The organism is Mesorhizobium sp. M3A.F.Ca.ET.175.01.1.1, assembly GCF_004791945.1.
Taxonomy (GTDB): Bacteria; Pseudomonadota; Alphaproteobacteria; order Rhizobiales; family Rhizobiaceae; genus Mesorhizobium.
On sequence record NZ_SRTP01000005.1, the window covers coordinates 397,836 to 424,267 of the forward strand.

General features: G+C 63.4%; 23 protein-coding genes, 1 tRNA gene and 1 pseudogene. 23 read left to right on the top strand and 2 right to left on the bottom strand.

Annotated features, from left to right (window positions below; genetic code table 11):
• Positions 1-12: 12 nt before the first annotated feature.
• From EN818_RS15660 to EN818_RS15760, 21 genes are all read left to right on the top strand, one after another.
• Positions 13-1,203, top strand: coding sequence for an NADH-quinone oxidoreductase subunit D (locus EN818_RS15660; RefSeq protein WP_095809424.1), 1,191 nt, complete (start codon positions 13-15; stop codon positions 1,201-1,203).
• Positions 1,203-1,607 (top strand): hypothetical protein, encoded by a 405-nt coding sequence (locus tag EN818_RS15665; RefSeq protein ID WP_095809423.1) that lies wholly within the window; start codon positions 1,203-1,205, stop codon positions 1,605-1,607. The genes EN818_RS15660 and EN818_RS15665 overlap by 1 nt, the downstream gene beginning before the upstream one ends.
• Before the next feature lie 33 nt (positions 1,608-1,640).
• Positions 1,641-2,918, top strand: coding sequence for an NADH-quinone oxidoreductase subunit E (locus EN818_RS15670; protein WP_095809422.1), 1,278 nt, complete (start codon positions 1,641-1,643; stop codon positions 2,916-2,918).
• A gap of 10 nt (positions 2,919-2,928) precedes the next feature.
• On the top strand, positions 2,929-4,233 hold the full coding sequence (gene nuoF / locus EN818_RS15675) for an NADH-quinone oxidoreductase subunit NuoF (RefSeq protein ID WP_095809421.1): 1,305 nt from the start codon (positions 2,929-2,931) through the stop codon (positions 4,231-4,233).
• A gap of 74 nt (positions 4,234-4,307) precedes the next feature.
• Complete coding sequence (locus EN818_RS15680; RefSeq protein ID WP_095809420.1) at positions 4,308-4,994, top strand: NADH-ubiquinone dehydrogenase; 687 nt, start codon at positions 4,308-4,310, stop codon at positions 4,992-4,994.
• Between the two features lie 74 nt (positions 4,995-5,068).
• Complete coding sequence (gene nuoG / locus EN818_RS15685) at positions 5,069-7,150, top strand: NADH-quinone oxidoreductase subunit NuoG (protein ID WP_095809419.1); 2,082 nt, start codon at positions 5,069-5,071, stop codon at positions 7,148-7,150.
• Positions 7,151-7,152: 2 nt separating this feature from the next.
• The gene (gene nuoH / locus EN818_RS15690; protein WP_095809418.1) at positions 7,153-8,196 is read left to right on the top strand and encodes an NADH-quinone oxidoreductase subunit NuoH; all 1,044 of its coding nucleotides are present in this window, start codon (positions 7,153-7,155) and stop codon (positions 8,194-8,196) included.
• Entirely contained in the window at positions 8,196-8,687 is a 492-nt protein-coding gene (gene nuoI / locus EN818_RS15695; RefSeq protein ID WP_095809417.1) for an NADH-quinone oxidoreductase subunit NuoI, read from the top strand. The genes nuoH and nuoI overlap by 1 nt, the downstream gene beginning before the upstream one ends.
• 131 nt (positions 8,688-8,818) lie before the next feature.
• Entirely contained in the window at positions 8,819-9,439 is a 621-nt protein-coding gene (locus EN818_RS15700; protein ID WP_095809416.1) for an NADH-quinone oxidoreductase subunit J, read from the top strand.
• Position 9,440: 1 nt separating this feature from the next.
• Complete coding sequence (nuoK, locus tag EN818_RS15705; protein ID WP_095809415.1) at positions 9,441-9,749, top strand: NADH-quinone oxidoreductase subunit NuoK; 309 nt, start codon at positions 9,441-9,443, stop codon at positions 9,747-9,749.
• Between the two features lie 11 nt (positions 9,750-9,760).
• Positions 9,761-11,734, top strand: a complete 1,974-nt coding sequence (gene nuoL, locus EN818_RS15710; protein ID WP_095809414.1) for an NADH-quinone oxidoreductase subunit L — start codon at positions 9,761-9,763, stop codon at positions 11,732-11,734.
• Positions 11,734-13,239: an NADH-quinone oxidoreductase subunit M gene (locus EN818_RS15715; RefSeq protein ID WP_095809413.1), complete on the top strand. Its 1,506-nt coding sequence runs from the start codon at positions 11,734-11,736 to the stop codon at positions 13,237-13,239. The genes nuoL and EN818_RS15715 overlap by 1 nt, the downstream gene beginning before the upstream one ends.
• Before the next feature lie 13 nt (positions 13,240-13,252).
• Complete coding sequence (gene nuoN, locus EN818_RS15720) at positions 13,253-14,695, top strand: NADH-quinone oxidoreductase subunit NuoN (protein ID WP_095809412.1); 1,443 nt, start codon at positions 13,253-13,255, stop codon at positions 14,693-14,695.
• A 4-nt stretch (positions 14,696-14,699) separates the two neighbouring features.
• Positions 14,700-15,521 carry a biotin--[acetyl-CoA-carboxylase] ligase gene (locus EN818_RS15725; RefSeq protein WP_095809411.1) on the top strand — a complete coding sequence of 274 codons (822 nt, stop codon included), beginning with the start codon at positions 14,700-14,702 and terminating at the stop codon, positions 15,519-15,521.
• A 94-nt stretch (positions 15,522-15,615) separates the two neighbouring features.
• Positions 15,616-17,286 carry a ribonuclease J gene (locus tag EN818_RS15730; RefSeq protein ID WP_095809410.1) on the top strand — a complete coding sequence of 557 codons (1,671 nt, stop codon included), beginning with the start codon at positions 15,616-15,618 and terminating at the stop codon, positions 17,284-17,286.
• Positions 17,287-17,414: 128 nt separating this feature from the next.
• Positions 17,415-17,819, top strand: coding sequence for a methylmalonyl-CoA epimerase (gene mce / locus EN818_RS15735; RefSeq protein ID WP_095809409.1), 405 nt, complete (start codon positions 17,415-17,417; stop codon positions 17,817-17,819).
• Positions 17,816-18,100: a DUF1467 family protein gene (locus tag EN818_RS15740; protein ID WP_095809408.1), complete on the top strand. Its 285-nt coding sequence runs from the start codon at positions 17,816-17,818 to the stop codon at positions 18,098-18,100. The genes mce and EN818_RS15740 overlap by 4 nt, the downstream gene beginning before the upstream one ends.
• Positions 18,101-18,674: 574 nt before the next feature.
• Positions 18,675-20,000, top strand: a complete 1,326-nt coding sequence (gene proS / locus EN818_RS15745; protein WP_095809462.1) for a proline--tRNA ligase — start codon at positions 18,675-18,677, stop codon at positions 19,998-20,000.
• Positions 20,000-21,283, top strand: a complete 1,284-nt coding sequence (locus EN818_RS15750; RefSeq protein WP_095809407.1) for a lipoprotein-releasing ABC transporter permease subunit — start codon at positions 20,000-20,002, stop codon at positions 21,281-21,283. Before proS ends, EN818_RS15750 begins: the two co-directional genes overlap by 1 nt.
• A complete protein-coding gene (locus EN818_RS15755; protein WP_176478509.1) occupies positions 21,280-21,963 on the top strand; it encodes an ABC transporter ATP-binding protein in 684 nt (227 codons plus the stop codon). The genes EN818_RS15750 and EN818_RS15755 overlap by 4 nt, the downstream gene beginning before the upstream one ends.
• A gap of 477 nt (positions 21,964-22,440) precedes the next feature.
• Positions 22,441-23,691, top strand: coding sequence for a site-2 protease family protein (locus EN818_RS15760; protein ID WP_095809461.1), 1,251 nt, complete (start codon positions 22,441-22,443; stop codon positions 23,689-23,691).
• Positions 23,692-23,703: 12 nt separating this feature from the next.
• Here the strand turns inward: EN818_RS15760 and lipB are convergent, their stop codons facing one another.
• Positions 23,704-24,447, bottom strand: coding sequence for a lipoyl(octanoyl) transferase LipB (gene lipB / locus EN818_RS15765; RefSeq protein ID WP_095809405.1), 744 nt, complete (start codon positions 24,445-24,447; stop codon positions 23,704-23,706).
• Between the two features lie 181 nt (positions 24,448-24,628).
• On the opposite strand from lipB, the gene EN818_RS15770 reads away from it, so the two are divergent.
• Both EN818_RS15770 and EN818_RS15775 read left to right on the top strand, forming a co-directional pair.
• Positions 24,629-24,713, top strand: a tRNA-Leu gene (locus tag EN818_RS15770).
• A gap of 313 nt (positions 24,714-25,026) precedes the next feature.
• On the top strand, positions 25,027-26,010 hold the full coding sequence (locus EN818_RS15775; RefSeq protein WP_165350017.1) for an acyltransferase: 984 nt from the start codon (positions 25,027-25,029) through the stop codon (positions 26,008-26,010).
• Positions 26,011-26,121: 111 nt separating this feature from the next.
• Here the strand turns inward: EN818_RS15775 and EN818_RS15780 are convergent.
• A pseudogene (locus EN818_RS15780) lies at positions 26,122-26,432 on the bottom strand (succinate--CoA ligase subunit alpha); the annotation flags it as partial.

Genomic DNA, 26,432 nt, shown 5'->3' on the forward strand with positions numbered 1-26,432 from the left:
CAAGGGCGATCCATGGCTGAAACCTCCGTCCGCAACTTCAACATCAACTTCGGTCCGCAGCATCCTGCGGCACATGGCGTTTTGCGCCTAGTGCTGGAACTGGACGGCGAGGTGGTCGATCGCGTCGATCCGCATATCGGGCTATTGCATCGCGGCACCGAGAAGCTGATCGAGGCCAAGACCTATCTGCAGGCCGTGCCTTACCTCGACCGGCTTGATTATTGCGCGCCGATGAACCAGGAGCACGCCTTCGCGCTCGCCGCCGAGCGACTGCTCGGTATCGAGGTGCCGAAGCGCGGGCAGTTGATCCGCGTTCTCTATTCCGAAATCGGCCGCATCATGTCGCACATCCTCAATGTGACGACGCAGGCGATGGACGTCGGCGCGCTGACTCCGCCGCTGTGGGGCTTCGTCGAGCGCGAGAAGCTGATGGTCTTCTACGAGCGCGCCTCCGGTTCGCGCATGCATGCGGCCTATTTCCGGCCGGGCGGCGTTCACCAGGATCTGCCGCCGCAGCTGATCGAGGACATCGGCAAGTGGATCGACCCGTTCCTGAAGTCGATCGATGACCTCGACGCGCTGCTCACGCCCAACCGCATCTTCAAGCAGCGCAATGTCGATATCGGCACGGTCTCGCTGGCGGATGCCTGGGCCTGGGGTTTCTCGGGCGTGATGGTGCGCGGCTCGGGCGCGGCCTGGGACCTGCGCAAGTCACAGCCCTATGAATGCTATTCCGAGATGGATTTCGACATCCCGATCGGCAAGAACGGCGATTGCTACGACCGCTACCTCGTGCGCATGGAAGAGATGCGCCAGTCGGCGAAGATCATGCGCCAGTGCATCGATCTGCTGCTCGGCAAGGAAAGCACTGGCCCCGTGTCCAATCTCGACGGCAAGGTGGTGCCGCCGAAGCGCGCGGCGATGAAGCGCTCCATGGAAGCGCTGATCCATCACTTCAAGCTCTACACCGAGGGTTACCGCGTGCCGGCCGGCGAGGTCTATGCGGCGGTCGAAGCGCCGAAGGGCGAGTTCGGCGTCTATCTCGTCTCCGACGGCACCAACAAACCCTATCGCTGCAAGCTGCGCGCGCCCGGCTTCGCGCATTTGCAGGCCATGGATTTTCTGTGCCGCGGCCACATGCTGGCCGACGTCACCGCCGTGCTTGGATCCCTCGACATCGTGTTTGGTGAGGTCGATCGGTGATGGTGGGGGCAACTCGGGCACCCAAGGCGTTTCTGGCTGCAGCATTTTTTGCTGTTTCGGCCGACGCGTCGCTTGCTGGGCCCGAAAGTGGCCTCACGTCAGCTGATCTTCTCAATGAAGGTTTCAAGCTAGTTGCCGAAGGCGATTTGCTTACAGTGCGGGCCATGAAGACGCAGGTTCCGCTTATGGATGAGGGTATTCTAGTGGGCGGAACGGCGCCTACGGCAGACAACTGCGCCGTCTATGACAATCTCATCGCCTCGATTTATGCCGATTATTATCGTTGCAAGCCGATCGCTTGGATATACGACCGCTATGATGAATACGTCCGTTTGAAGCGCGGGCCGGAAGAGTTCGTGTGCGTTTTGAGTCCGTCTGAACGATGCTACCGCGCCTACAACTAACTCGGATCAGTCAGAAACAATAAAGCGAAGATCATGTCAGTCCGCCGTCTCGCAGAAGCCAGCCTCCAGCCAGCGTCCTTTGCCTTCAACGAGGCGAATGCGGCGGCGGCCCAGCAGTGGATCGCCAAATATCCGAAGGGACGCGAGCAGTCGGCCATCATCCCGCTGCTGATGATCGCGCAGGAGCAGGAAGGCTGGGTGACGAAGGCGGCGATCGAGACGATCTCCGACATGCTCGGCATGCCGCGCATCCGCGGCCTCGAGGTCGCGACCTTTTACACGCAGTACCAGCTCAATCCGGTCGGCACCCGCGCCCATATCCAGGTCTGCGGCACCACGCCCTGCATGCTGCGCGGCTCGGAAGCGCTGATGGATGTCTGCCGGTCGAAAATTCATCATGACCAGTTCCACACCAACGACAAGGGCACGCTGTCGTGGGAGGAGGTCGAATGCCTGGGCGCCTGCGTCAACGCGCCGATGGTGATGATCTTCAAGGATACCTTCGAGGACCTGACGCCGGAACGGCTGGCCGAGATCATCGATCTCTACGAAAGCGGCAAGGGCGCTTCGGTCACGCCTGGCCCGCAGAACGGCCGCACCGGCTCGGAACCGGCCTCGGGCCTGACGACGCTGAAGAACGAGAAGGCGATCCTGAAGTCGACCCGCGAGAAGGAATCGAAGGCTGCGGCAAAGGCAGCCAAAGCCGCAGCTCCTGCCATTGCGCCTGCGGCCGTGATCTCACAGGCCCCTGCGGCTCCGGTCGCTCCATCGAAATCCGGCAAGCCGAAGACAGACGCGCCTGAAACCAGCCCGGCGCTGAACACGCCGTCGCCGGTCAAGGTCGCGCCGGCCGAGGAGAAGGCGGCGAGCGTCAGGGCCCCGCGCCATTCCGCCGCCAATGCCAACCAGGCTTCTCCGGAAGTCGAGGCGGTTTCGAAGCCGCGCAGCGGGCCGAAGAACAAGGCAGAGCCGGTTGCTGCGTTCAAGTCGCCGGAAGCCAAGCAGCCCGCGCCGGCAAAGCCGTCGCTCGACGACAAGAATCGCCCCGCCGGCATCGCGCGGCCGGCAACGGTCGACGACCTCAAGCTGATCTCCGGCGTCGGGCCGAAGATCGAGGGCGTCCTGCATTCGGTGGGCATCTACACTTTCGCTCAGGTCGCTGCGTGGAAAAAGGCCGAGCGCGAATGGGTCGACGGCTATCTCAATATCCGCGGCCGCATCGAGCGCGACGATTGGGTGAAGCAGGCCAAGGCGCTCGCCAAGGGCGGCGTCGCCGAATACATCCGTGTCTTCGGCAAAAAGCCGGTCTGAGGGACGAACAATGCTCCAGGACAAAGACCGAATCTTCACCAATATCTACGGCCTGTTCGACAAGTCGTTGGCCGGAGCGCAGGCGCGCGGCCACTGGGACGACACGCCCGGACTCATCGCCAAGGGGCGCGACTGGATCATCAACGAGATGAAGGCGAGCGGCTTGCGCGGCCGCGGCGGTGCAGGCTTCCCGACAGGCCTGAAATGGTCGTTCATGCCCAAGCAGAGCGACGGGCGCCCGAGCTATCTCGTCATCAATGCCGACGAGTCCGAGCCGGGCACCTGCAAGGACCGCGACATTCTGCGCAACGATCCCCACACGCTGGTCGAGGGCGCGCTGGTCGCCGGTTTCGCCATGGGCGCGGTCGCCTGCTACATCTATGTGCGCGGCGAGTTCATCCGCGAGCGTGAGGCGCTGCAACGCGCCATCGACGAGGCCTATGAGGCGAAGCTCATCGGCAAGAACAACACCTCGGGCTACGATTTCGACGTCTACATGCATCACGGCGCCGGCGCCTATATCTGCGGCGAGGAGACGGCGCTGCTGGAAAGCCTCGAAGGCAAGAAGGGCCAGCCACGGCTGAAGCCACCGTTCCCGGCCAATGTCGGCCTCTATGGCTGCCCGACAACGGTCAACAATGTCGAATCCATCGCCGTCGCGCCGACCATCCTGCGCCGCGGCGCGGCGTGGTTTTCGTCCTTCGGCCGGCCGAACAATTCCGGTACCAAGCTGTTCTGCGTCTCCGGCCACGTCAACAATCCGTGCACTTTCGAAGAGGCGATGTCGATCCCGTTCCGCGAGCTGATCGAGACGCATTGCGGCGGTATCCGCGGCGGCTGGGACAATCTGCTCGCGGTCATTCCGGGCGGCGCTTCGGTGCCGCTGGTGCCGGCGGAGCAGATCATCGACGCGCCGATGGATTTCGACGCGCTGCGCGACCTGAAGTCCGGCCTCGGCACCGCGGCCGTCATCGTCATGGACAAATCGACGGACGTCGTGAAGGCGATCGCCAGGCTTTCCTACTTCTACAAGCATGAGAGCTGCGGGCAGTGCACGCCGTGCCGCGAAGGCACCGGCTGGATGTGGCGGGTGATGGAGCGGCTGGTGCGCGGCGAAGCGCAGAAGCGCGAGATCGACATGCTGCTCGACGTCACCAAGCAGGTCGAGGGTCACACGATCTGTGCTCTCGGCGACGCGGCCGCCTGGCCGATCCAGGGCCTGATGCGGCATTTCCGCGGCGAAGTGGAACGCCGCATCGACGAGTTTTCACGCAACGCGCACCGGGTCGAGCCGGTGATGGTGGCGGCGGAGTAGAAGTTTGCAATACGGGCATCGCCCGAGACGGAAAGCAGGGACGGGGCATACGAGGAAACGACCAGGAGATGTCTATGGTGCCCTATTCGATACCCTATTCACTGATGCCCGATTTGAACCAGTTCGAGAAGATGAACCAGGATCTGACCAGAATGATGCCGAAGGAGATGGCGAGCGCCGTCAATCTCTTCGCGCATCCCGTTGCAGGCGCCGCAGCGGTGTCGGCACTCGGCGTCGGCCTGGCCAATCACGCCTTCGGCATGTGGATGGGCGCGGTCTCCGGCGCGGTCGAGGCCTCGCAGCGCATGCTGCAGCCGTTCCTCGACGATCTGAAGGCACAGAGCGAAGCCGCCGCCCATTCGTCCAAGGCACGCAAGGCGACCGAAACGCTGATCGCAGAAGCGCAGACTTTCGCCAGGGACGTGACCGATATCGTGGCAAGCACCACCACCGAGAAGGTGCTCGATGCGACAGGCGCGGACACGGTTGCGGAAGCGGCGGCGACCGGCCTGATGCCGGAAGATTTCAAGCAGCCCAACGCGATCGAGAAGCCCACCACGCCTTCTGACCTGAAGGCGATCTCGGGCATCGGGCCAAAGCTGGAAAAGGTGCTGAACGGCCTCGGCATCTGGACTTATGGCCAGATCGCCGCCTGGACGGCGGCAGAGATCGCCTGGGTCGAGGACTACCTGTCGCTCGCCGGCCGCGTTGGCCGCGACGACTGGACTGGCCAAGCTGCGGCTCTGGCCGCGAAGCAGTGAGATGAAATGCCGGGCGCGGCATCGGTCGCGTCCGGAAAGAGAGATTGCGGGAAATCCGCGAGGGTTTGAGGCGAATGGCAAAGCTCAAGGTCGACGGGAAAGAGATAACGGTACCCGACCATTACACGCTGCTGCAGGCGGCCGAGGACGCCGGCGCGGAAGTGCCGCGCTTCTGCTTCCACGAGCGGCTGTCGATCGCCGGCAACTGCCGCATGTGCCTGATCGAGGTGAAGGGCGGTCCGCCCAAGCCGCAGGCCTCCTGCGCCATGGGCGTGCGCGACCTGCGTCCCGGCCCCAACGGCGAACTGCCGGAAATCTTCACCAACACGCCGATGGTCAAGAAGGCCCGCGAAGGCGTGATGGAATTCCTGCTGATCAACCATCCGCTGGATTGCCCGATCTGCGACCAGGGCGGCGAGTGCGACCTGCAGGACCAGGCGATGGCCTTCGGCGTCGACTCCTCGCGCTACCACGAGAACAAGCGCGCGGTCGAAGACAAGTATATCGGCCCGCTGGTGAAGACGGTGATGAACCGCTGCATCCACTGCACGCGCTGCGTCCGCTTCACCACCGAGGTCGCCGGCATTTCCGAGCTCGGCCTGATCGGCCGTGGCGAGGACGCCGAGATCACCACCTACCTCGAGCAGGCGATGACGTCGGAGCTGCAGGGCAACGTCATCGACCTCTGCCCGGTCGGCGCGCTGACCTCCAAGCCGTTCGCCTTCCAGGCGCGGCCGTGGGAACTGACCAAGACGGAATCGATCGACGTCATGGATGCCGTCGGCTCCGCCATCCGCGTCGATTCCAGGGGCCGCGAGGTGATGCGCATCCTGCCGCGCGTCAACGAAGCGGTGAATGAGGAGTGGATTTCCGACAAGACCCGCTTCATCTGGGACGGCCTGCGCACGCAGCGCCTCGACCGTCCCTATGTGCGCAAGAACGGCAAGCTGGTGCCGGCAAGCTGGGCGGAAGCCTTCGCGGCGGTCAAGGACGAGGTGTCGAAGACGGCGCCGGAGCGGATCGGCGCCATTGCCGGCGATCTCGCGGCGGTCGAGGAAATCTACGCGCTCAAGCTTCTGATGGGCTCTCTCGGCTCGAGGAACATCGATTGCCGCCAGGACGGCGCCGCGCTCGATCCGTCGCTCGGCCGCGCCAGCTACATCTTCAATCCGACGATCGAGGGCATCGAGCAGGCCGACGCGGTGCTGATCATCGGCGCCAATCCGCGCTTCGAGGCTTCGGTGCTCAATGCCCGCATCCGCAAGCGCTGGCGCGTCGGCAATCTGCCGGTCGGCGTCATCGGCGAGGTCGGCGACACACGCTACGACTATGAGCTTATCGGCGCCGGTCCGGAGTCGCTGAAGGATCTGGCCGCCGGTAACGGTAAGTTCTTCGAGGTGCTGAACCAGGCGGCGCATCCGCTGATCATCGTCGGTCAGGGCGCGTTGGCGCGTGCGGACGGGGCGGCCGTGCTCGGCCAGGCGGCAAAGCTCGCTGCAGCCGTCAATGCCGTCACCGCCGACTGGAACGGCTTTGCGGTGCTGCACAACGCAGCCGCTCGCGTCGGCGCACTCGATGTCGGCTTCGTGCCGGGCGAGGGCGGCAAAGGCGTCGCGGGCATGCTCGGCGAGACCGACCTTTTGTTCCTGCTTGGCGCCGACGAGATCGACATGGCCAAGACCGGCGGGGCGTTCGTCGTCTATATCGGCACGCACGGCGATGCCGGCGCGCACCGCGCCAATGTCATCCTGCCGGCGGCTGCCTACACCGAAAAGTCCGGCACCTACGTCAATACCGAGGGCCGCGTGCAGCAGACCAACCGCGCCGGCTTCGCGCCCGGCGAAGCGCGCGAGGATTGGGCGATCTTGCGAGCACTGTCGGACGTGCTCGGCAAGAAGCTGCCGTTCGATTCGCTGGCGCAGCTACGCGCCAAGCTCTATGGCGAATACCCCCATCTCGCCCGCATCGACCAGGTGCTTGCCGGCAGCGGGGAGGACGTCGCCAGGGTGGCGAAGCTCGGCGGCCGATTGAACAAGGGCAGCTTCACCTCGTCGGTGAAGGACTTCTATCTGACCAACCCGATCGCGCGGGCATCGGCCGTGATGGCCGAATGCTCGGCGCTGGCCAAGAGCGGCTTCAAGCAGGCGGCGGAATAAGCATGGACACCTTCTTCTCCTTCTACGTGCTGCCGGCGCTGCTGATCCTGTTGAAGTCAGTCGTGCTGATCGTCGTTCTTCTGATCTTCGTCGCCTATATACTTTATGCCGACCGCAAGATCTGGGCGGCGGTGCAGTTGCGCCGCGGCCCGAACGTCGTCGGGCCCTGGGGCACGCTGCAGGCCTTCGCCGACCTGTTGAAATTCGTGTTCAAGGAACCGGTGATCCCGTCCGGTGCCAACAAGGGCGTGTTCCTCTTGGCACCGCTGGTCTCGGCGGTGCTGGCGATTTCGGCCTGGGCCGTCATTCCGGTCAACCAGGGCTGGGCGATCGCCAACATCAATGTTGGGATCCTCTATGTCTTCGCCATCTCCTCGCTCGAGGTCTATGGCGTGATCATGGGGGGCTGGGCCTCCAACTCCAAATATCCGTTCCTCGGCGCGTTGCGCTCGGCGGCGCAGATGGTCTCCTACGAGGTCTCGATCGGCTTCGTCATCGTCACCGTGCTGCTCTGCGTCGGCTCGCTCAATCTCTCCGACATCGTGCTGTCGCAGCAGGATGGTCTGGGAACGCGGATAGGCCTGCCCAACACCTTCCTCGACTGGCACTGGCTGTCGCTGTTCCCGATGTTCATCGTGTTTTTCATTTCGGCGCTGGCCGAGACGAACCGGCCGCCGTTCGATCTGGTGGAGGCGGAATCGGAACTCGTCGCCGGCCACATGGTCGAGTATTCGTCGACGCCGTTCCTGCTCTTCTTTCTCGGCGAATACGTCGCCGTCGTGCTGATGTGCGCCTTGGCCACCATCCTCTTCCTGGGCGGCTGGCTGCCGCCGTTCGACTTCGCCCCATTCACCTGGGTGCCGGGGCTGATCTGGTTCGTGCTCAAGGTCTGCCTGATGTTCTTCATGTTCTCGATGGTGAAGGCGTTCGTGCCGCGCTACCGCTACGACCAGCTGATGCGGCTGGGCTGGAAGGTGTTCCTGCCGCTGTCGCTATTCATGGTGGTCGCCACCGCGGCCTTCCTCAAGATCACGGGGTTTGCCTGATGTCCGCTCTTGGCCAAGCCGCAAAGGCGCTGCTGCTGAAGGATTTCGTCAGCGCCTTCTTCCTGTCGATGCGCCAGTTCTTCGCGCCGAAGGAGACGATCAACTATCCGCACGAGAAGGGGCCGATCAGCCCGCGATTCCGTGGCGAGCATGCGCTGCGCCGCTATCCCAACGGCGAGGAGCGCTGCATCGCCTGCAAGCTATGCGAAGCGATCTGCCCGGCGCAGGCGATCACTATCGAGGCCGGTCCGCGCCGCAACGACGGCACGCGCCGCACCGTGCGCTACGACATCGACATGGTGAAGTGCATCTATTGCGGCTTCTGCCAGGAAGCCTGCCCGGTCGACGCCATCGTCGAGGGTCCGAATTTCGAGTTCGCGACCGAGACGCGCGAGGAGCTTTACTATGACAAGGAAAAGCTGCTCGCGAACGGCGATCGCTGGGAGCGGGAACTGGCGCGCAACATCGCGCTGGATGCGCCCTATCGGTGATTGGCGCACTTCTCCCCGTCAACAGGGAGAAGGAACAAGAAAAGTGGACGGCGCAACGTCGCCCGTCTAAGGAACACGCGATTTCGGATCCGAGGCGGAACGGAATCGGAATTTGAACCCCGGGGGAACCCATGCTGAGTGGACTAGAGGCGGCCTTCTTCTACCTCTTCGCCTTTGTCGCCGTGGCGTCGGCCTTCATGGTCATTTCGTCGCGCAACCCCGTGCATTCGGTGCTGTTCCTGATCCTCACCTTCTTCAACGCCGCAGGGCTGTTCATGCTGACCGGCGCCGAGTTCCTGGCGATGATCCTGCTCGTCGTCTATGTCGGCGCGGTGATGGTGCTGTTCCTGTTCGTCGTCATGATGCTCGACGTCGACTTCGCAGAGATGAAGCAGGGCGCGCTGCAATATGCACCGATCGGCGCGATGGTCGGACTGATCCTGGCGGCGGAACTGATCGTCGTGCTCGGCGGCTACAGCTTTGCGCCGCAGCTGGCCTCGACGGTCGCCAAGCAGACGCCGGATCTCGCGGCGCGCTCCAACACGGCGGCGCTCGGCGATATCCTCTACACGGACTACCTCTATTACTTCCAGATTGCCGGCCTCGTGCTTTTGGTCGCCATGATCGGCGCCATCGTGCTGACGCTGCGCCACAAGGAAGGGGTCAAGCGGCAGTCGATCGCCGCCCAGGTCGGACGCACGCCGGCGACGGGCATGGAAATCCGCAAGGTCAAGTCGGGCGAGGGCATCTGAGATGGTCGTCGGCATCGCGCATTATCTCACCGTATCGGCGATCCTATTCACGCTCGGCGTGTTCGGCATCTTTTTGAACCGCCGCAACATCATCGTCATTCTGATGTCGGTCGAGCTGATCCTGCTTGCGGTGAACATCAACTTCGTCGCTTTCTCGGCAGCGCTGCATGACCTTGTCGGACAGGTGTTCGCGCTGTTCGTGCTGACCGTCGCCGCGGCTGAGGCCGCGATCGGGCTTGCCATTCTTGTCGTCTTCTTCCGCAACCGCGGCTCGATCGCGGTCGAAGACGTGAACCAGATGAAGGGTTGACGGGAACAACCATGTACCAGGCCATCGTCTTCCTTCCGCTGCTCGGCTTCCTGATTGTCGGCCTGTTCGGCAATTCGCTCGGCGCCAAGGCATCCGAATACATCACCTCCGGTTTCCTGGTGATCTCGGCGGTACTGTCGTGGATCGCCTTCTTCACCGTCGGCTACGGCCATGGCGAGGTGTTCACCGTGCCGGTGCTGCGCTGGATCCAGGCCGGCGGGCTCGACGTGGCCTGGGCGCTGAGGATCGACACGCTCACCGTGGTGATGCTGGTCGTCGTCAACACCGTGTCGGCGCTGGTCCATATCTATTCGATCGGTTACATGCACCACGACCCGAACCGGCCGCGCTTCTTCGCCTATCTGTCGCTGTTCACCTTCGCGATGCTGATGCTGGTGACGGCCGACAATCTGGTGCAGATGTTCTTCGGCTGGGAAGGCGTCGGCCTCGCCTCCTATCTGCTGATCGGCTTCTGGTACAAGAAGCCCTCCGCCAACGCCGCCGCGATCAAGGCCTTCGTCGTCAACCGCGTCGGCGATTTCGGCTTCGCGCTCGGCATCTTCGGCGTGTTCGTGCTGTTCGGCTCGGTCAATCTGGGCACCGTGTTTGCCAATGCCGCATCCTTTCTTCCCGCAGAGGGCGCGCCGGAGGGAGCCGCCGTGCTCACCTTCCTCGGCCATGCGCTGGACAAGCACACGGCGCTGACGGTCGTCTGCCTGCTGCTGTTCATGGGCGCCATGGGCAAGTCGGCGCAGGTGCCGCTGCACACCTGGCTCCCCGACGCGATGGAGGGCCCGACACCGGTCTCGGCGCTGATCCATGCCGCGACCATGGTGACGGCCGGCGTGTTCATGCTGGCGAGGCTGTCGCCGCTGTTCGAGCTGTCGCATTCGGCGCTGACCGTGGTCACCTTCATCGGCGCCTTCACGGCCTTCTTCGCGGCGACCGTCGGCCTGGTGCAGAACGACATCAAGCGCGTCATCGCCTATTCGACCTGCTCGCAGCTCGGCTACATGTTCGTGGCGCTCGGCGTCGGCGCCTATGGCGCGGCGATCTTCCACCTGTTCACGCATGCCTTCTTCAAGGCGCTGCTCTTCCTCGGCTCGGGTTCGGTCATCCACGCCGTCTCCGACGAGCAGGACATGCGCAGGATGGGCGGGCTGAGGACGCTTATCCCGAAAACCTACTGGATGATGGTGATCGGCACGCTGGCGCTGACCGGCGTCGGCATCCCGGCGACGGTGATCGGCACTGCCGGCTTCTTCTCCAAGGACGCGATCATCGAAGCTTCCTTTGCCAGCCACAACGCGGTCGCCGGCCTTGCCTTCGTGCTGCTGGTGATCGCCGCCTGCTTCACCAGCTTCTATTCGTGGCGCCTGATCTTCATGACCTTCCATGGCGAGCCGCGCGCCAGCCACGAGGTCATGCACCATGTCCATGAATCGCCGCCGGTGATGCTGGTGCCGCTGTTCATACTGGCGGCCGGCGCGCTCTTTGCCGGCATCATCTTCCACGGCGCCTTCATCGGGGAGGCCTATGCCGAGTTCTGGAAGGCATCGCTGTTCACGCTGCCGGAGAACCACATCCTGCACGAGATGCACGAACTGCCGCTGTGGGTCGAACTGGCACCGTTTGTCGCCATGATCATCGGCTTCGCGATCGCCTGGAAGTTCTATATCCGCTCGCCGGAACTGCCCCGCAGCGTCGCCGCCAACCACCGCCTGCTCTACGGCTTCCTGCTCAACAAGTGGTACTTCGACGAGTTCTACGACTTCCTGTTCGTGCGGCCGGCGAAACGCCTCGGCAGGTTCCTGTGGAAGACCGGCGACGGCGCCGTCATCGACGGGCTCGGCCCCGACGGCATCTCGGCGCGCGTCGTCGACGTCACCAACCGGGTCGTCAAGCTGCAGACCGGCTATCTCTATCACTACGCCTTCGCCATGCTGATCGGCGTGGCCGCTCTCGTCACCTGGATGATGCTCTGATGACCGACTGGCCAATCCTCTCGCTGGTCACCTTCCTGCCGCTGGTTGGTGTTCTGCTTATCCTGCCGATCAGCGACGACAGTGAAAACGCGCGCCGCAACATCCGCGCCATCGCCTTCATCACGACGGCATTCACCTTCGTGGTCTCGCTGTTCATCTGGAAGGGCTTCGACAATTCGCAGGCCGGCTTCCAGTTCGTCGAGAAATCCGCCTGGCTGGATTCGGGCATTTCCTACCATATGGGCGTCGACGGCATCTCGATGCTGTTCGTGATCCTGACGACGTTCCTGATGCCGCTCTGCATCCTCGCCTCCTGGGAGGCGATCGAGAAGCGCGTGAAGGCTTACATGATCGCCTTCCTGATCCTCGAGACGCTGATGATCGGCGTGTTCTGCGCGCTCGACATCGTGCTGTTCTACGTCTTCTTCGAGGCGGGCCTGATCCCGATGTTCATCATCATCGGCGTCTGGGGCGGCAAGCGGCGAGTCTATGCCTCGTTCAAGTTCTTCCTCTACACGCTCGCCGGCTCGGTGCTGATGCTGCTCGCCATCATGGCGATGTTCTTCCAGTCCGGCACGACCGACATCACCACGCTGCTCACGCACAATTTCCCGGCCAACATGCAGACCTGGCTGTGGCTCGCCTTCTTCGCCTCCTTCGCGGTGAAGATGCCGATGTGGCCGGTGCACACCTGGCTGCCCGACGCCCACGTGGAGGCGCCGACGGCGGGCTCGGTCATCCTGGCAGCCATCCTCCTGAAAATGGGCGGATACGGCTTCCTGCGCTTCTCGCTGCCGATGTTCCCGATCGCCTCGGAAATGTTCGCGCCGCTGATCTTCACGCTTTCGGTGGTGGCCATCATCTACACTTCGCTGGTGGCGCTGATGCAGGAGGACATGAAGAAGCTGATCGCCTATTCGTCGGTCGCCCATATGGGCTTCGTCACCATGGGCATCTTCGCGATGAACCAGGAAGGCGTGCAGGGCGCGATCTATCAGATGCTCAGCCACGGCCTCGTCTCCGGCGCGCTGTTCCTGTGCGTCGGCGTCATCTACGACCGGATGCACACGCGCGAAATCGACGCTTATGGCGGGCTGGTCAACAACATGCCGAAATACGCCACAGTGTTCATGATCTTCACCATGGCCAATGTCGGCCTGCCGGGCACCAGCGGCTTCGTCGGCGAGTTCCTGACCATGCTCGGCGTGTTCCGGGTCAACACCTGGGTGGCGTTCTTCGCGGCAACCGGCGTCATCCTGTCGGCCGCCTATGCGCTCTGGCTCTACCGCCGCGTCATCTTCGGCGCGCTGACCAAGGAAAGCCTGAAGAACCTGCTCGACCTGTCGGCGCGCGAGAAGGTCATCATCTACCCGCTGGTGGCGCTGGTCATCTTTTTCGGCGTCTATCCGGCGCCGGTGTTCGACGCCACGACGCAGTCGGTAAAAGCGCTCGTCACCAACGTCACCGCATCCATCAATTCCGCGCAGACCGCGGCGGCGAACTGACTGGGGAAATACCATGACGCCGGACCTTCTCTCCAGCCTTTCGCTCTCGACCCCGGAACTGATCCTTGCCATCGGCGCGCTGGCCCTTCTGATGGTGGGCGCCTATTCGCGCTCCAACAACACCATGACGGTGACCGGGCTCGCGGTCGCCGTGCTTGTCGTCGCCGGCTTGTGGCTGGCCTTCTCCGCTGGCCAGGGGGCCGCCTATGGCAACGCGTTCGTCCAGGATTCCTTCAGCCGCTTCATGAAGATGCTGGCGCTGATCGGCTCGGCGGTGACGCTGGTCATGTCGATGCGCTTCGCCAGGCAGGAGCATTTCGACAAGTTCGAATATCCGGTGCTGATCGTGCTCTGCACGCTCGGCATGATGCTGATGATCTCGGCCAACGGCATGATCGGGCTCTATCTCGGCCTCGAGCTGCAGTCGCTGGCGATCTATGTGCTGGCAGCGATCAACCGCGACAATATCCGCTCGACCGAGGCGGGCCTGAAGTATTTCGTCCTCGGCGCGCTGTCGTCGGGCATGCTGCTCTACGGCATATCGCTGGTCTACGGCTATACCGGTAACACCGGCTTCCAGGAGATCGCGACAGCACTGGGCGGCGGCGAGCGCCAGCTCGGCCTCGTCTTCGGCCTGGTCTTCGTGCTCGCAGGCCTCGCCTTCAAGATTTCGGCCGTGCCCTTCCACATGTGGACGCCGGACGTCTACGAAGGCGCGCCGACGCCGATCACTGCTTTCCTGGCGGCGGCGCCGAAGATGGCGGCGATGGCGCTGATCGTGCGCGTCACCATGGGAGCCTTCAAGCCGATCGCCGCCGACTGGCAGCAGATCGTGGTCTTCATTTCGATCGCTTCGATGGCGCTCGGCGCCTTTGCCGCCATCGGCCAGACCAACATCAAGCGGCTGATGGCTTATTCCTCGATCGGCCATATGGGCTATGCGCTGGTCGGGCTTGCCGCCAACAGCCAGGATGGCGTGCGCGGCGTCGCCATCTACATGCTGATCTATCTGGTGATGACGCTCGGCACCTTTGCCTTCATCCTCGCCATGCGGCGCAAGGAAGGCAATGTCGAGCAGATCGGCGATCTGGCCGGCCTTATCTCGACCAACCCGGTCATGGCCACCATCCTCACCATCATGATGTTCTCGCTGGCCGGCATTCCGCCGCTCGCCGGCTTCTGGGGGAAATGGTACGTGTTCCTCGCCGCCATCAACGCCCATCTCTATGCGCTGGCGATCATCGGCGTGTTGGCTTCGGTGGTTGGCGCCTACTATTATCTGCGCATCATCAAGATCATGTGGTTCGACGAGCCGGTCGGCGGCTTTGTGCCGATGGCAAGCGAGTTGCGCCTCGTGCTCGGCGTCAGCGGCGCCTTCATGGTTTTCTATATCCTGCCCTGGATCGGGGGTTCGATCAGCGGGATGGCCGAAGCCGCCGCAAAGACATTCTTCTGACGGGATGGCATTTCGGCTGGCTCCAACCGCGGCGTCGGAGGGGTTCCGGCTCGCGGCCCATGACAGCGTCGGCTCGACCAACGCGCTGGCGCTGGAACATGCGCGCGCCGGCGACCCCGGCAAGCTCTGGGTCGTATCGAAGAAGCAGGAAAGCGGCCGCGGCCGGCGCGGCCGTGCCTGGGCCACTCCGGAAGGCAATCTGGCGGCGACATTGCTGCTGGTCCCCGGCGGCGAATTGCCGCTCGCCGCGACGCTCGGTTTCGTCGCCGGGCTTGCGCTTGCCGATGCGCTCGATGCCGTCGTCCCGCAAGGCCGGATCGCCGTTGCTGTCGACGGCGGCAGCGAAGGACGCAATCGCTTCGAGCTGAAATGGCCCAATGACGTGCTCGCCTCCGGCGCCAAGCTGGCCGGCATTCTGCTGGAATCGGCGATGCTGGACGGTGGCCGTTTCGCGGTCGCGGTCGGCATCGGCGTCAATGTCGTGGCCTATCCCGAGGGACTGCCCTATCCGGCGACATCGCTTCAGGCATTGGGTGCCGATTGCGATGCCGAGACGCTGTTCCTGGCGCTTTCGGATGCGTGGAGCGAGAATGCCAGGCTGTGGGATGACGGGCGTGGACTCACGGCCATCAGGAAGCGCTGGTTGGCGCGCGCGGCCGGCCTTGGCGGTGAGGTTGCTGTCAGAATTGACGGCAATGTGGTGCGCGGCGTCTTTGAAACCATTGACGAGGACTGCCGTTTCGTGATCCGCGACGAGGACGGATCTGTTCTGACGATCGCGGCCGGCGACGTGCATTTCGGCGCGGTCGCATCGGCGCGGATATAGTTTGTTTTTGCGCAATTCCGGACGGAAAACCGTGACACACTTTTCCTGGAATTGCTCCAACGGCTTGGCTTGAGCGGCCAGGAAGGAAGAATTCATGGCGAATACCGGAAACGCCGAACTCGTCTTCGCGCCGCTTGGCGGCGTTGGCGAGATCGGCATGAACTTCGCCCTCTACGGCTACGGGCCGGCCGATGCGCGCGAATGGATCGTCGTCGACGTCGGCGTCACATTCCCCGATACCGCGCATCCGGGCGTCGATCTGATCCTGCCCGACACGCGCTTCATCGAGGAGAACCTGGACGGCTTGCGCGGCATCGTCATCACCCACGCGCATGAGGACCACTATGGCGCGCTGCTCGACATCTGGCCGAAGCTCAAAGCCCCGGTTTGGATGACGCCGTTCACCGCCGGGCTGCTCGAAGCCAAGCGGCAAGGCGAGCAGGGCGCGCCGAAGATCCCCGCGACGATTTATCGGGCCGGCGAGAAGTTCACGATCGGTCCTTTCGAGATCGAGGCCATTCCGGTGGCGCACTCCATCCCCGAGCCGATGTCGCTGGCGATAACGACGCCGGCCGGAACGGTGATCCATACCGGCGACTGGAAGATCGACCCAGCGCCGACGATCGGACCGAAGACGGACGAGGCACGCTTCCGCGCTTATGGCGACAAGGGTGTGCTGGCGCTGATCTGCGATTCCACGAATGCGCTGAGGGAAGGGGAGTCGCCCTCGGAAGTGGCGGTAGGCGAAGGCCTGAAGGGGGTGATCGAGAAGGCCAAGGGCCGTGTTGCGGTCACCACATTCTCTTCCAATGTCGGGCGCATCGTCTCGATCGCCAGGGCGGCGCGCGATGCCGGCCGGCAGTGCCTTGTGCTCGGCCGTTCGCTGAAGCGCGTCATCGATGTCGCGACCGAGCTCGGCTATATGGACGGATTGCCGGAATTCATCTCGGAGGAGGATTACGGCTTCATCCCGCGCGAGAACCTGGTGATCATCTGCACCGGCAGCCAAGGCGAGCCGCTGGCGGCACTGGCGAAGCTGTCGCGCGACGAGATGAAATCGGTGGCGCTTACGGCCGGCGACACGGTGGTGTTTTCCTCGCGCACCATTCCCGGCAACGAGAAGGCGATCCTCGAAATCAAGAATCGGCTCATCGACCTTGGCATGAAGATCATTGAGGACGGCGATGCGCTGGTGCATGTCTCCGGCCATCCGCGCCGCAGCGAATTGCGCAAGATGTATGAATGGGTGCGGCCGCAGATCGGCGTGCCGGTGCATGGCGAGGCGGCGCATCTGGTGGCGCAGGGTTCGCTGATGTCGATGTCGGGCATCGGCCAGGTGGCGCAGGTGCGTGACGGCGACATGCTGAGGCTCTGGCCCGGCCCGGCGACGATCATCGACCAGGTGCCGTTCGGCCGCCTCTACAAGGACGGCATTCTGATCGGCACCGACCAGGCGATGGGCATCCGTGACCGGCGCAAGCTGTCGTTTGCCGGCCATGTCGCAGTCAATGTCGTGCTGGACGAAAAATACGAGCTTGCCGGCGATCCCGATCTGGTGGCGATCGGTGTCGCCGAGGCCGATGCCAGCGGCGAGACGCTGGAAGACCTGATGCTCGATGCGGCAATCGGCGCGGTGGACTCCATCCCCCGCCAGCGCCGAAAAGACCTCGACCTGGTGCAGGAGGCGGTGCGCCGCGCCGTGCGGGGCGCCGCCAATGAAGCCTGGGGCAAGAAGCCACTGGTGACTGTATTCGTCACGCGGTGACGAATAAGGGAATAGGGGAATAAGGCAGTAGGGGAATAGGGAAGAGCGAGCAGTTGCTGTTCTTCAATCTTGTTTTTTCCTACTCCCCTACTGCCCTACTCCCTTACTCCCCTAACGCGGAGCGTTATATGCTCGGACGCCTTAACCACGTCGCGCTTGCCGTGCCGGATTTGGCTGCGGCGGTCGCGGTCTATCGCGATGCGCTGGGTGCGCGGCTGAGCGAGCCGCAGGCGCTGCCGGAGCATGGCGTGACGGTGGTGTTCGTCGATGTCGGCAACACCAAGATCGAGTTGCTGGAGCCGCTCGGGGACGCTTCACCGATTGCCGCCTTCCTGCAGAAGAATCCCTCAGGCGGCATGCATCACGTGTGCTACGAGGTCGACGATATTCTGGCCGCGCGGGACCATCTCAAGGCGAGCGGGGCGCGCGTGCTCGGCGACGGCAATCCGAAGACCGGCGCGCATGGCAAGCCGGTGCTGTTCCTGCACCCGAAGGACTTCTTCGGCACGCTGGTCGAACTGGAGCAGGCATGAGCTGGATTTCGTTTGCAGCGCTCTTCTTCGTCACCTGGTGGCTGGTGCTGTTCGCGGTGCTGCCATTCAGCCTGCGCACGCAGGACGAGGACAAAGACGTGACGCTGGGCACGGTTTCGAGCGCACCGCGCGGACCGCATATGCTGCGCGCAGTCATCCGCACGACGATCGTCACGGCGATCGTCATTGGCGGTTTTTACGGTCTGACGAGAGGGCTCGGCCTGGGCTTCGACGACATCCCGCACATCGTGCCGAACTTCAGTCATAGCGACGCCAATTAAGGGCCTCGGCCAGTCTCTCGCAAGTATATGTCGGCATGCGTGCGCGACGGTTGAATCGGAAGCCGGCTTCCGATTTCAGCGACAGACGCAGCGCAATGCGGTTTGGCGACTTATCGTGCTAAGCAGATGATTGCCCAAAAAAAATGCAAGGCACGAGGCCTTGCAATTTAAACGCGTCCGATCCGTTTCCGGTGTCCGGCGGCAGCGAGTTACCGCGCCTAGATCGCATCCTCCCAAGACTTTGACCGCGTAGGAGAGCAGATTTTTCTCCGCCCTCTCGGTTATCGGCGCACACTAGACCAAGGCAGGTGAAAATGTCACGAAGAATTTTGCCTCCAAATGGGCAATATCGTGCTGCACTGCACAATAGTATGGCATGGCTTGCTTGTGAATCGATCAAATTGGCTTAATCGGCATTTTGCGGCCCGGAAGCCCTTTTTCGGCGAGTACCAGAAGGCCGCAACACTTTGCGGCGCTCGGGTTTCCATTCGGTCATGAAATGGCTATGAAGCCCGGGCAAGCAGCCTCGGCTGCGCCGATTCCGGCGCCGCTATTCTCACTCACGGACCAGTCCATGCGTTTGTCGCGCTATTTCCTGCCCATTCTCAAAGAGAACCCCCGTGAGGCCGAGATCGTCTCGCATCGGCTGATGCTGCGCGCCGGCATGATCCGCCAGCAGGGGCAGGGCAGCTTCAGCTGGCTGCCGATCGGCAAGCGGGTGCTGGACAAGGTCTGCCAGATCGTTCGCGAGGAGCAGAACCGGGCTGGCGCGCTGGAGATTCTGATGCCGACCGTGCAGTCGGCGGATCTGTGGCGCGAAAGCGGCCGCTATGACGATTACGGCAAGGAGATGCTGCGCATCAAGGATCGCCAGGACCGTGACATGCTCTACGGGCCGACCAACGAGGAAGTCGTCACCGAGATCTTCCGCGCCTATGTCAAGTCCTACAAGGACCTGCCGCTCAACCTCTATCACATCCAGTGGAAATACCGCGACGAGGTCAGGCCGCGTTTCGGCGTCATGCGCAGTCGCGAATTCCTGATGAAGGACGCGTATTCCTTCGACCTGGACTATGAAGGCGCCAAGGCCGCCTACAACCGCATGTTCGTTTCCTATCTCAGGACGTTCACGCGCATGGGCTTGCAGGCTATTCCGATGCGCGCCGACACCGGCCCGATCGGCGGCGACCTCAGCCATGAGTTCATCATCCTGGCCGAGACCGGCGAAAGCCAGGTGTTCTGCGATCGCGAGTATCTGTCGCTTGCGGTGCCGGGCGAGAACACCGATTTCTCCAACGACGCCGAGATCGGCGACATCGTGAAACAGTGGACGACCCCGTACGCCGCCACCGACGAAATGCATGACGAGGAGGCCTGGACGAAGGTGCCGGAAGCCGACCGGCTCTCCGCGCGCGGCATCGAGGTCGGCCATATCTTCCATTTCGGCGAGAAATACTCCAAGCCGATGGGCGCCAAGGTGACCGGTCCGGACGGCAAGGACCATTTCGTTTCGAGCGGCTCCTACGGCATCGGTCCGACGCGGCTGATCGCGGCGATCATCGAGGCGAGTCACGACGAGAACGGCATCATCTGGCCGGAGTCGGTGGCGCCGTTCGACGTCGGCCTGATCAACATGAAGGTGGGCGATGGAGAGTGCGACCGCGTCTGCGAAGAACTCTATGCGGCGCTCACCGCGGCCGGTAAGGACGTGCTCTACGACGATAGCGACCAGCGGCCGGGCGGCAAGTTCGCCACCGCGGATCTTATCGGCCTGCCGTGGCAGGTGGTTGTCGGGCCGCGCGGCGTGGCCGCCGGCGAAGTCGAGATCAAGAACCGCCGGACCGGTGAGCGCGAGACGCTGCCGATCGCGGACGCCGGGAAGCGCCTGGGTATCGCCTGATGAGCGAGGCGGCTGCAGTCCGATCTCCGGCAGGCGCCTTCTCGGGCTTTGAGCGCATGGTGGCGTGGCGCTATCTGCGTTCGCGGCGCAAGGAGACGGTGATCTCGGTCATCGCCTCGATCTCCTTCCTCGGCATCATGCTGGGCGTCGCGACGCTGATCGTCGTCATGGCGGTGATGAATGGGTTCCGCGCCGAGCTGCTCACCCGCATCCTTGGCGTCAATGGCCATCTGATCGTGCAGCCGCTGGATTCGCCGCTGGAGGACTACGCCCAGGTGGCGAGCCGCATCAATGGCGTTGCCGGCGTCAAATACGCTATCCCGCTGATCGACGGGCAGGTGCTGGCGCAGGGCAATGTCGGGGGCGGCGTGGGCGCGCTGGTGCGCGGCATTCGCGGCGAAGACCTCGGCAAGATCCAGATTGTCGCCGGCAACATCAAGCAGGGCACGCTCGACGGCTTCGACGCCGGCGAGGGCGTGGCGATCGGCAAGCGGATGGCCGAGAATCTGGGCCTCGTGCTCGGCGACACAATCACGCTGATCTCGCCAGACGGCGACGTCACCCCGCTGGGCACCACGCCGCGCATGAAGGGCTACAAGATCACTGCGATTTTCGAGGTCGGCATGTCGGAGTATGACAGCTCGATCGTCTACATGCCGTTTTCCGAAGCGCAGCTCTTCTTCAACATGGACGGGCGGGCGCAGACCATCGAGATCTATGTCGACAACCCCGACAATGTCGATGCGCTGAAGCCGCTGGTCGAACAGGCGGCGCAGCGGCCGATCGACCTCGTCGACTGGCGCCAGCGCAACGAGACCTTCTTCTCGGCACTGCAGGTCGAGCGCAACGTCATGTTCATGATCCTGACGCTGATCGTTCTGGTGGCGGCGCTCAACATCATTTCCGGCCTCATCATGCTGGTGAAGGACAAGGGACACGACATCGCCATACTGCGCACCATGGGCGCCACACGGGGCGCGATCCTGCGCATCTTCCTGATGACAGGGGCGGCGATCGGCGTCACCGGCACCATAGCCGGCGTGCTGCTCGGCGTCGTCATCTGCCTCAACATCGAATCTATCCGGCAGTTCTTCTCCTGGATGACCGGCAGGATCCTGTTCAACCCGGAACTCTATTTCCTCAGCCAGCTGCCGGCGAAAATGGACGCGCGCGAGACGACCTATGTCGTCATCATGGCGCTGAGCCTGTCCTTCCTGGCAACGGTGTTTCCAGCCTGGCGGGCGGCCAGGCTCGATCCGGTCGAAGCCTTGAGGTACGAGTGATGGCCGAAGCCGTAATCGAGCTGAAGGGTGTCGAGCGCCACTATGTCCAGGGGCCGCGCAAGCTCACCATCCTCAACGGTGCGGACTTTTCGCTCAACCGTGGCGAGATGGTAGCACTGGTGGCGCCGTCCGGAACCGGCAAGTCGACCCTGCTGCATACGGCGGGACTGCTCGAGCGACCGGACGCCGGCGACGTGATCCTCAGCGGGCGTGCCTGCGGCCGGCTGTCGGACGAGGAGCGCACGGCGATCCGCCGCAACGATGTCGGCTTCGTTTACCAGTTCCATCATCTGCTGCCGGAATTCTCCGCGCTTGAAAACATCATGATGCCGCAGCTGATCAAAGGGCTCGGCCGCAAGGACGCCGCCGAGCGGGCGGCCCAGCTTCTCGACTACATGCAGATTGGCAAGCGCGCGCAGCATCGGCCGTCCGAGCTTTCGGGCGGCGAGCAGCAGCGCGTCGCCATCGCGCGTGCCGTGGCCAATGCGCCGCTGGTGCTTCTCGCCGACGAGCCGACCGGCAATCTCGATCCGACCACCGCCTCCTACGTTTTCGATGCGCTCGAGGCGCTGGTAAGGCAGTCCGGTCTGGCCGCGCTGATCGCAACCCATAACCACGAACTGGCCGGCCGCATGGACCGCCGCGTGACGCTGGCCGACGGCAAGGTAGTGCCGCTTTAGGGCTGTTCGATATTCGGGCCGGCCGGCTTCCGTATGGCTGTTTCCTGCGCTTCGGACCCTTTCATCCTCGGCTCGGCCTGATCCCAATCTTGACTGCACTTGGCTTCGGCTCGTTCCCATAGAGCCCTAACGCTTCGTCAACCTTTCCTTAACCTTGCCCGAACGGATCGCCGGATTCGTTCCGGCGCGCCATTGGCGATCGTTGACATTCGAACAAAATTAGAACAAATTATGAACATTACACAAACAGGAGAGAGTTATGGCCGATCTGGTTCAGGATGTCATCTCGCTGGTCTGCATGAGCACCTTCCTCATTTCCATGGCGCTCTGGATCGGCGCCATGTGAGGATGGGGCGGTTACCGCCGCTGTGCGGGCGGGCAAAGGCCCGCCCTTGGGACGGGCAAGCCCGCCCATTGTTAAGTTTTTCTTGGCCCTGCCCCCGCTAGGCTGCTGCTTCAGACATGGGAGCAAAGGCAGTGTCGGTCATTGTGACGGTCATCCTCGTGGCCGGAAATCTCGGACTGATCTTTCTCTTGATGAGCCTGCCGCTGGGACTGTGCACCGTTCGCGTCAGCCGCCTGGTCCAGGCCGACCGCCATCGTCTCTGGCAGGCGCTGTGGCCGCTCGGCCGTGACGCCGGCTGGTCCGGCGAGATCCTCTCGGCCGAGGCCATGGATAGCGAAGGGGCTGTGCGATTGAGACTGTCCTGGGAAGGCCGCGATGGTCAGCCGATCGAGCGCAGGGCTCGGTTCGAGGATGTCGTTGAGGGCAGCCGTTTCTCGATGCGTATCATTGAGGACACGGCGCTCGATCCCTCATTCTGGGCCAACTATCGAGAGACCGCCGAACTCGTATCCGAAGGCGATGCGACGCGGGTGACGCTGAGGCAAACCGACCACTATCGCGGCGTTGCCTTCCTAATCTTCCGCTACTTCGCGCTCCGCCGCGAGCTCGGCAAGCTGCAGGTGTGGGCAAGAACCGGTGAGTATCGCAAGGGCGGCTGGTTCGAGCATCCGCTGAGCCAGATCGGCTTTGCCGTACTCTCGGCCTTCATCCTGTGGCCTTTCTTCGGTCTCAACCTTGGTGGCCTGGCGCTCGCCGCTATCCTGACCTCGGTGGTGGCGCTGCACGAGCTCGGCCACATGGCGGCGTTCCGGCTGACTGGGCATCGCCGTGCGCGCATGATCTTCATTCCGCTGCTCGGCGGCGTCGCCATCGGCGGAAGACCTTATGACAGTCGCTTCGAAGTCGCCTTCGTGGCGCTGATGGGCGCAGGCTTCTCCGCTTTCCTGGTGCCGGTGCTGATCGCCGCTAGCGGTCTTGCCGGTAGCGAGGGCCATCGGCTGGCCGCCGCGTTGCTGGCGACGCTTGCCGGCTGCGCGTCGCTGTTCAACATCGCCAACCTGGTGCCGGTGTGGAAGTTCGACGGCGGCCAGGTGCTGCGCCAGATCTGCCCAGGGCCGATCGCGCTGGCGCTGGCGTCGTTCCTGCTGCTATCGGCTTTGCTTGCTCTCGGCTGGCATGTCGGCTTTTCGCCCAGTTTCCTGCTGATCGCGGGAGCGGTGTTCTCGATTCTCAGCCTGCTCACCATGGGAAGCGGCGTGAAGCCGCGTCACGAGCTGAAGCCGATCCATGCCTTCGACAGGCTTGCCATGGCCGGCGCGCTGCTGGCGGTGTTTGCCATCCATGGCTACGGCGTGCTGTGGGCGTTGGCGCGGCTGATGTAGGCCTGAGGCAAATCAGCCGGCCTTGCGCTCCGGCTCCGCCAAAGGCGCAGCGGCAGGCCCGAACACATCCTCGAACGCGGCTTTCAGCGCCAGGTCGACATCGGCAATGGTGACGGGCAGGCCAAGGTCGACCAGGCTGGTGACGCCGTGATCCGAGACGCCGCAAGGCACGATGCCGCTGAAATGGCCGAGCTCCGGCTCGACATTGATGGCAATGCCATGGAAGCTCACCCAGCGCCGCAGCCGGATGCCTATGGCCGCGATCTTGTCCTCGGCCGGCGTACCGTCCGGCGGGGCGGGGCGGTCCGGCCGCACCACCCAGACGCCGACGCGGTCCTCACGCCGCTCGCCGCGCACGTTGAAGGCGGCAAGTGTGCCGATGATCCATTGCTCGAGCGCGGCGACGAAGGCGCGGACGTCCTCGCGCCGGCGCTTGAGGTCAAGCATCACATAGGCCACGCGTTGGCCGGGGCCGTGATAGGTGTATTCGCCGCCTCGGCCGGCAGCGAAGACCGGGAACCGGTCGGGGTCGATCAGATCATCGACGCGGGCGCTGGTTCCCGCGGTGTAGAGCGGCGGATGCTCGACCAGCCAGACCATCTCGCCGGCAGCGCCATTGCGGATCGCGTCGGCCCGTGCCTCCATGAAGGCGAGCGCGTCTGGATAGGAGGTGAGGCCGGGCTCGATCACCCATTCGACCGGCGCCGAACCGGGGAGGGGCAGGAACGACGTGGCGATCTGGCTGCGTTCTGTCATGGCATGATCTCGACTCGCGCTTATATGGCGGCAATCCGCTAAAACGTCCAGTTCCGGTGGCTGGCGACCCGGCCTTGCAGGGTTGTGCATATCGGCGGCGAATATTCCGCACGGCGCACTTGTTTCGCCGGAAACGATTTGCTACAGGCCCCGGGCCGGTCGGTTCCGGCTCCTACCACGTGCGGTCGTGGCGGAATTGGTAGACGCGCAGCGTTGAGGTCGCTGTGGGGCAACCCGTGGAAGTTCGAGTCTTCTCGACCGCACCATTTCAATCGTTGAGATCCAGACTTGCTGCCGATTCTCGGCGGTCGCACAGATCGGCGTTGTGTCTGTCCGGCGCCCGGGCCGATGGAGTTGAGCCGGTTCCACAACCACAGCATGCCGGCGGCACAAAGAAGCGTTGCCGCGTGGTGCCTGCCGCCCAGAACTGCGCCGTCGTCTGGGGCCCTATGATGGATCAAGCAAAGACTTGAAACGCGTCGCCTGAGTCCGTTTCACGCGGTGCATCGCGCTGATCAAGGAAACCCTAAGTTAAAGAATGTCGTAATACCTTCGCCCGACTTCTCGGGGGAGGCTTTGGTGATCCACAATCCTCCGCTGGACGGATTGCGTGCAGTCAGCGTACTGGCTGTGGTGGCGTTCCATTGTCAGGTGCCGTTCTTGGCCGGAGGTTTTTTTGGGGTCGATCTGTTCTTTGTGCTGAGCGGCTTTCTGATCACATCCATACTGCGCAACGAGCTTGACGAAACCAAGAGCATCGATCTCGGCCGCTTCTATTGGAACCGGCTGGTGCGCCTCACTCCGCCTCTCTATTTGATGTTGGCTGCCGTCCTGCTTGCTGGTCAGGCGACATCCGGAAAGACGCTGATCGCGGCTGTCTATCTGACCGACTTCTTCGCGCCCTATGAACCTGAGTACGGAGCCCTTCGGCACACGTGGTCATTGGCCGTCGAGGAGCAGTTCTACCTGATATGGCCATTGCCGTTGGTCGTCATCCTGCGCCTGCCTCGGCCGACCGCAGCAGTGATCGCGATCTTCTGCGGTGCAACTATCTGGCGATTCTTGCTGCTGCAAAACTTGCCTAGCGAATGGGTTTACTATCGTCCTGACGCTCGTCTGACGGGTTTGTTGGCGGGGACGATCGTGGCTTTGGCAAAGCCGAGCGTCAACGACATCTCCCTGCTGGACAGCATCGGCAAAGCCGCCGCATGCTCAATCCTGCTGGTGATGGCAGGCACGCAAATATATACGCCAGCTTCACTGGTGATTGCGCAGCCACTGGTGGAGGTTTGCGCGGCCGCGCTGCTGGTTGCCGCGACCGACAGGCGAACCGAAATCCATCGCTTCCTGTCGCGGCCCGTCCTCGTCCGCGTGGGGCTTCTATCCTACTCGATTTATCTTTGGCACTTTCCGATCGCGTATCTGTTGCGGCAATCCTACGAGTGGGTGCCGACTTTGCTCATAACGGTCATTGTGTCGGCAGTACTCGCGATCTTGACCCATAGCCTTGTGGAAGTGCCGATGAGAACGCTGCGCATGCAGTCGCGCGTTGTCGCAAGTTGATCCTTCGGCACCGCAAGATCCGGACAGCGGGAAGCGTTGGTGGAAGGCCAGACGAGCCGACCCCCACCGCCTTGCACTTTGGCAGTTGCCCGCCCGCCGCCTGACCGTCTTTCAGGCCGCCCTCTTCGACCGCGCCAGCGTCTCGGCCACGACCTCGCCGAAGGAGGCAGGGGTCGGCACGATGACGACGCCGGCTTCCTTCAGGATCTCGACCTTTTCCTGCGCCGATTCGCCGAAGGCCGAGATGATCGCGCCGGCGTGGCCCATGCGGCGGCCCTTCGGCGCCGAAAGCCCGGCGATGTAGGCGATCAGCGGCTTGCGCATGTTGTCGCGCGCCCAGAGCGCGGCTTCGGCCTCCTGCGGGCCGCCGATCTCGCCGATCATCACCACGGCGTCGGTGTCCTCGTCCTGCTCGAACAGTT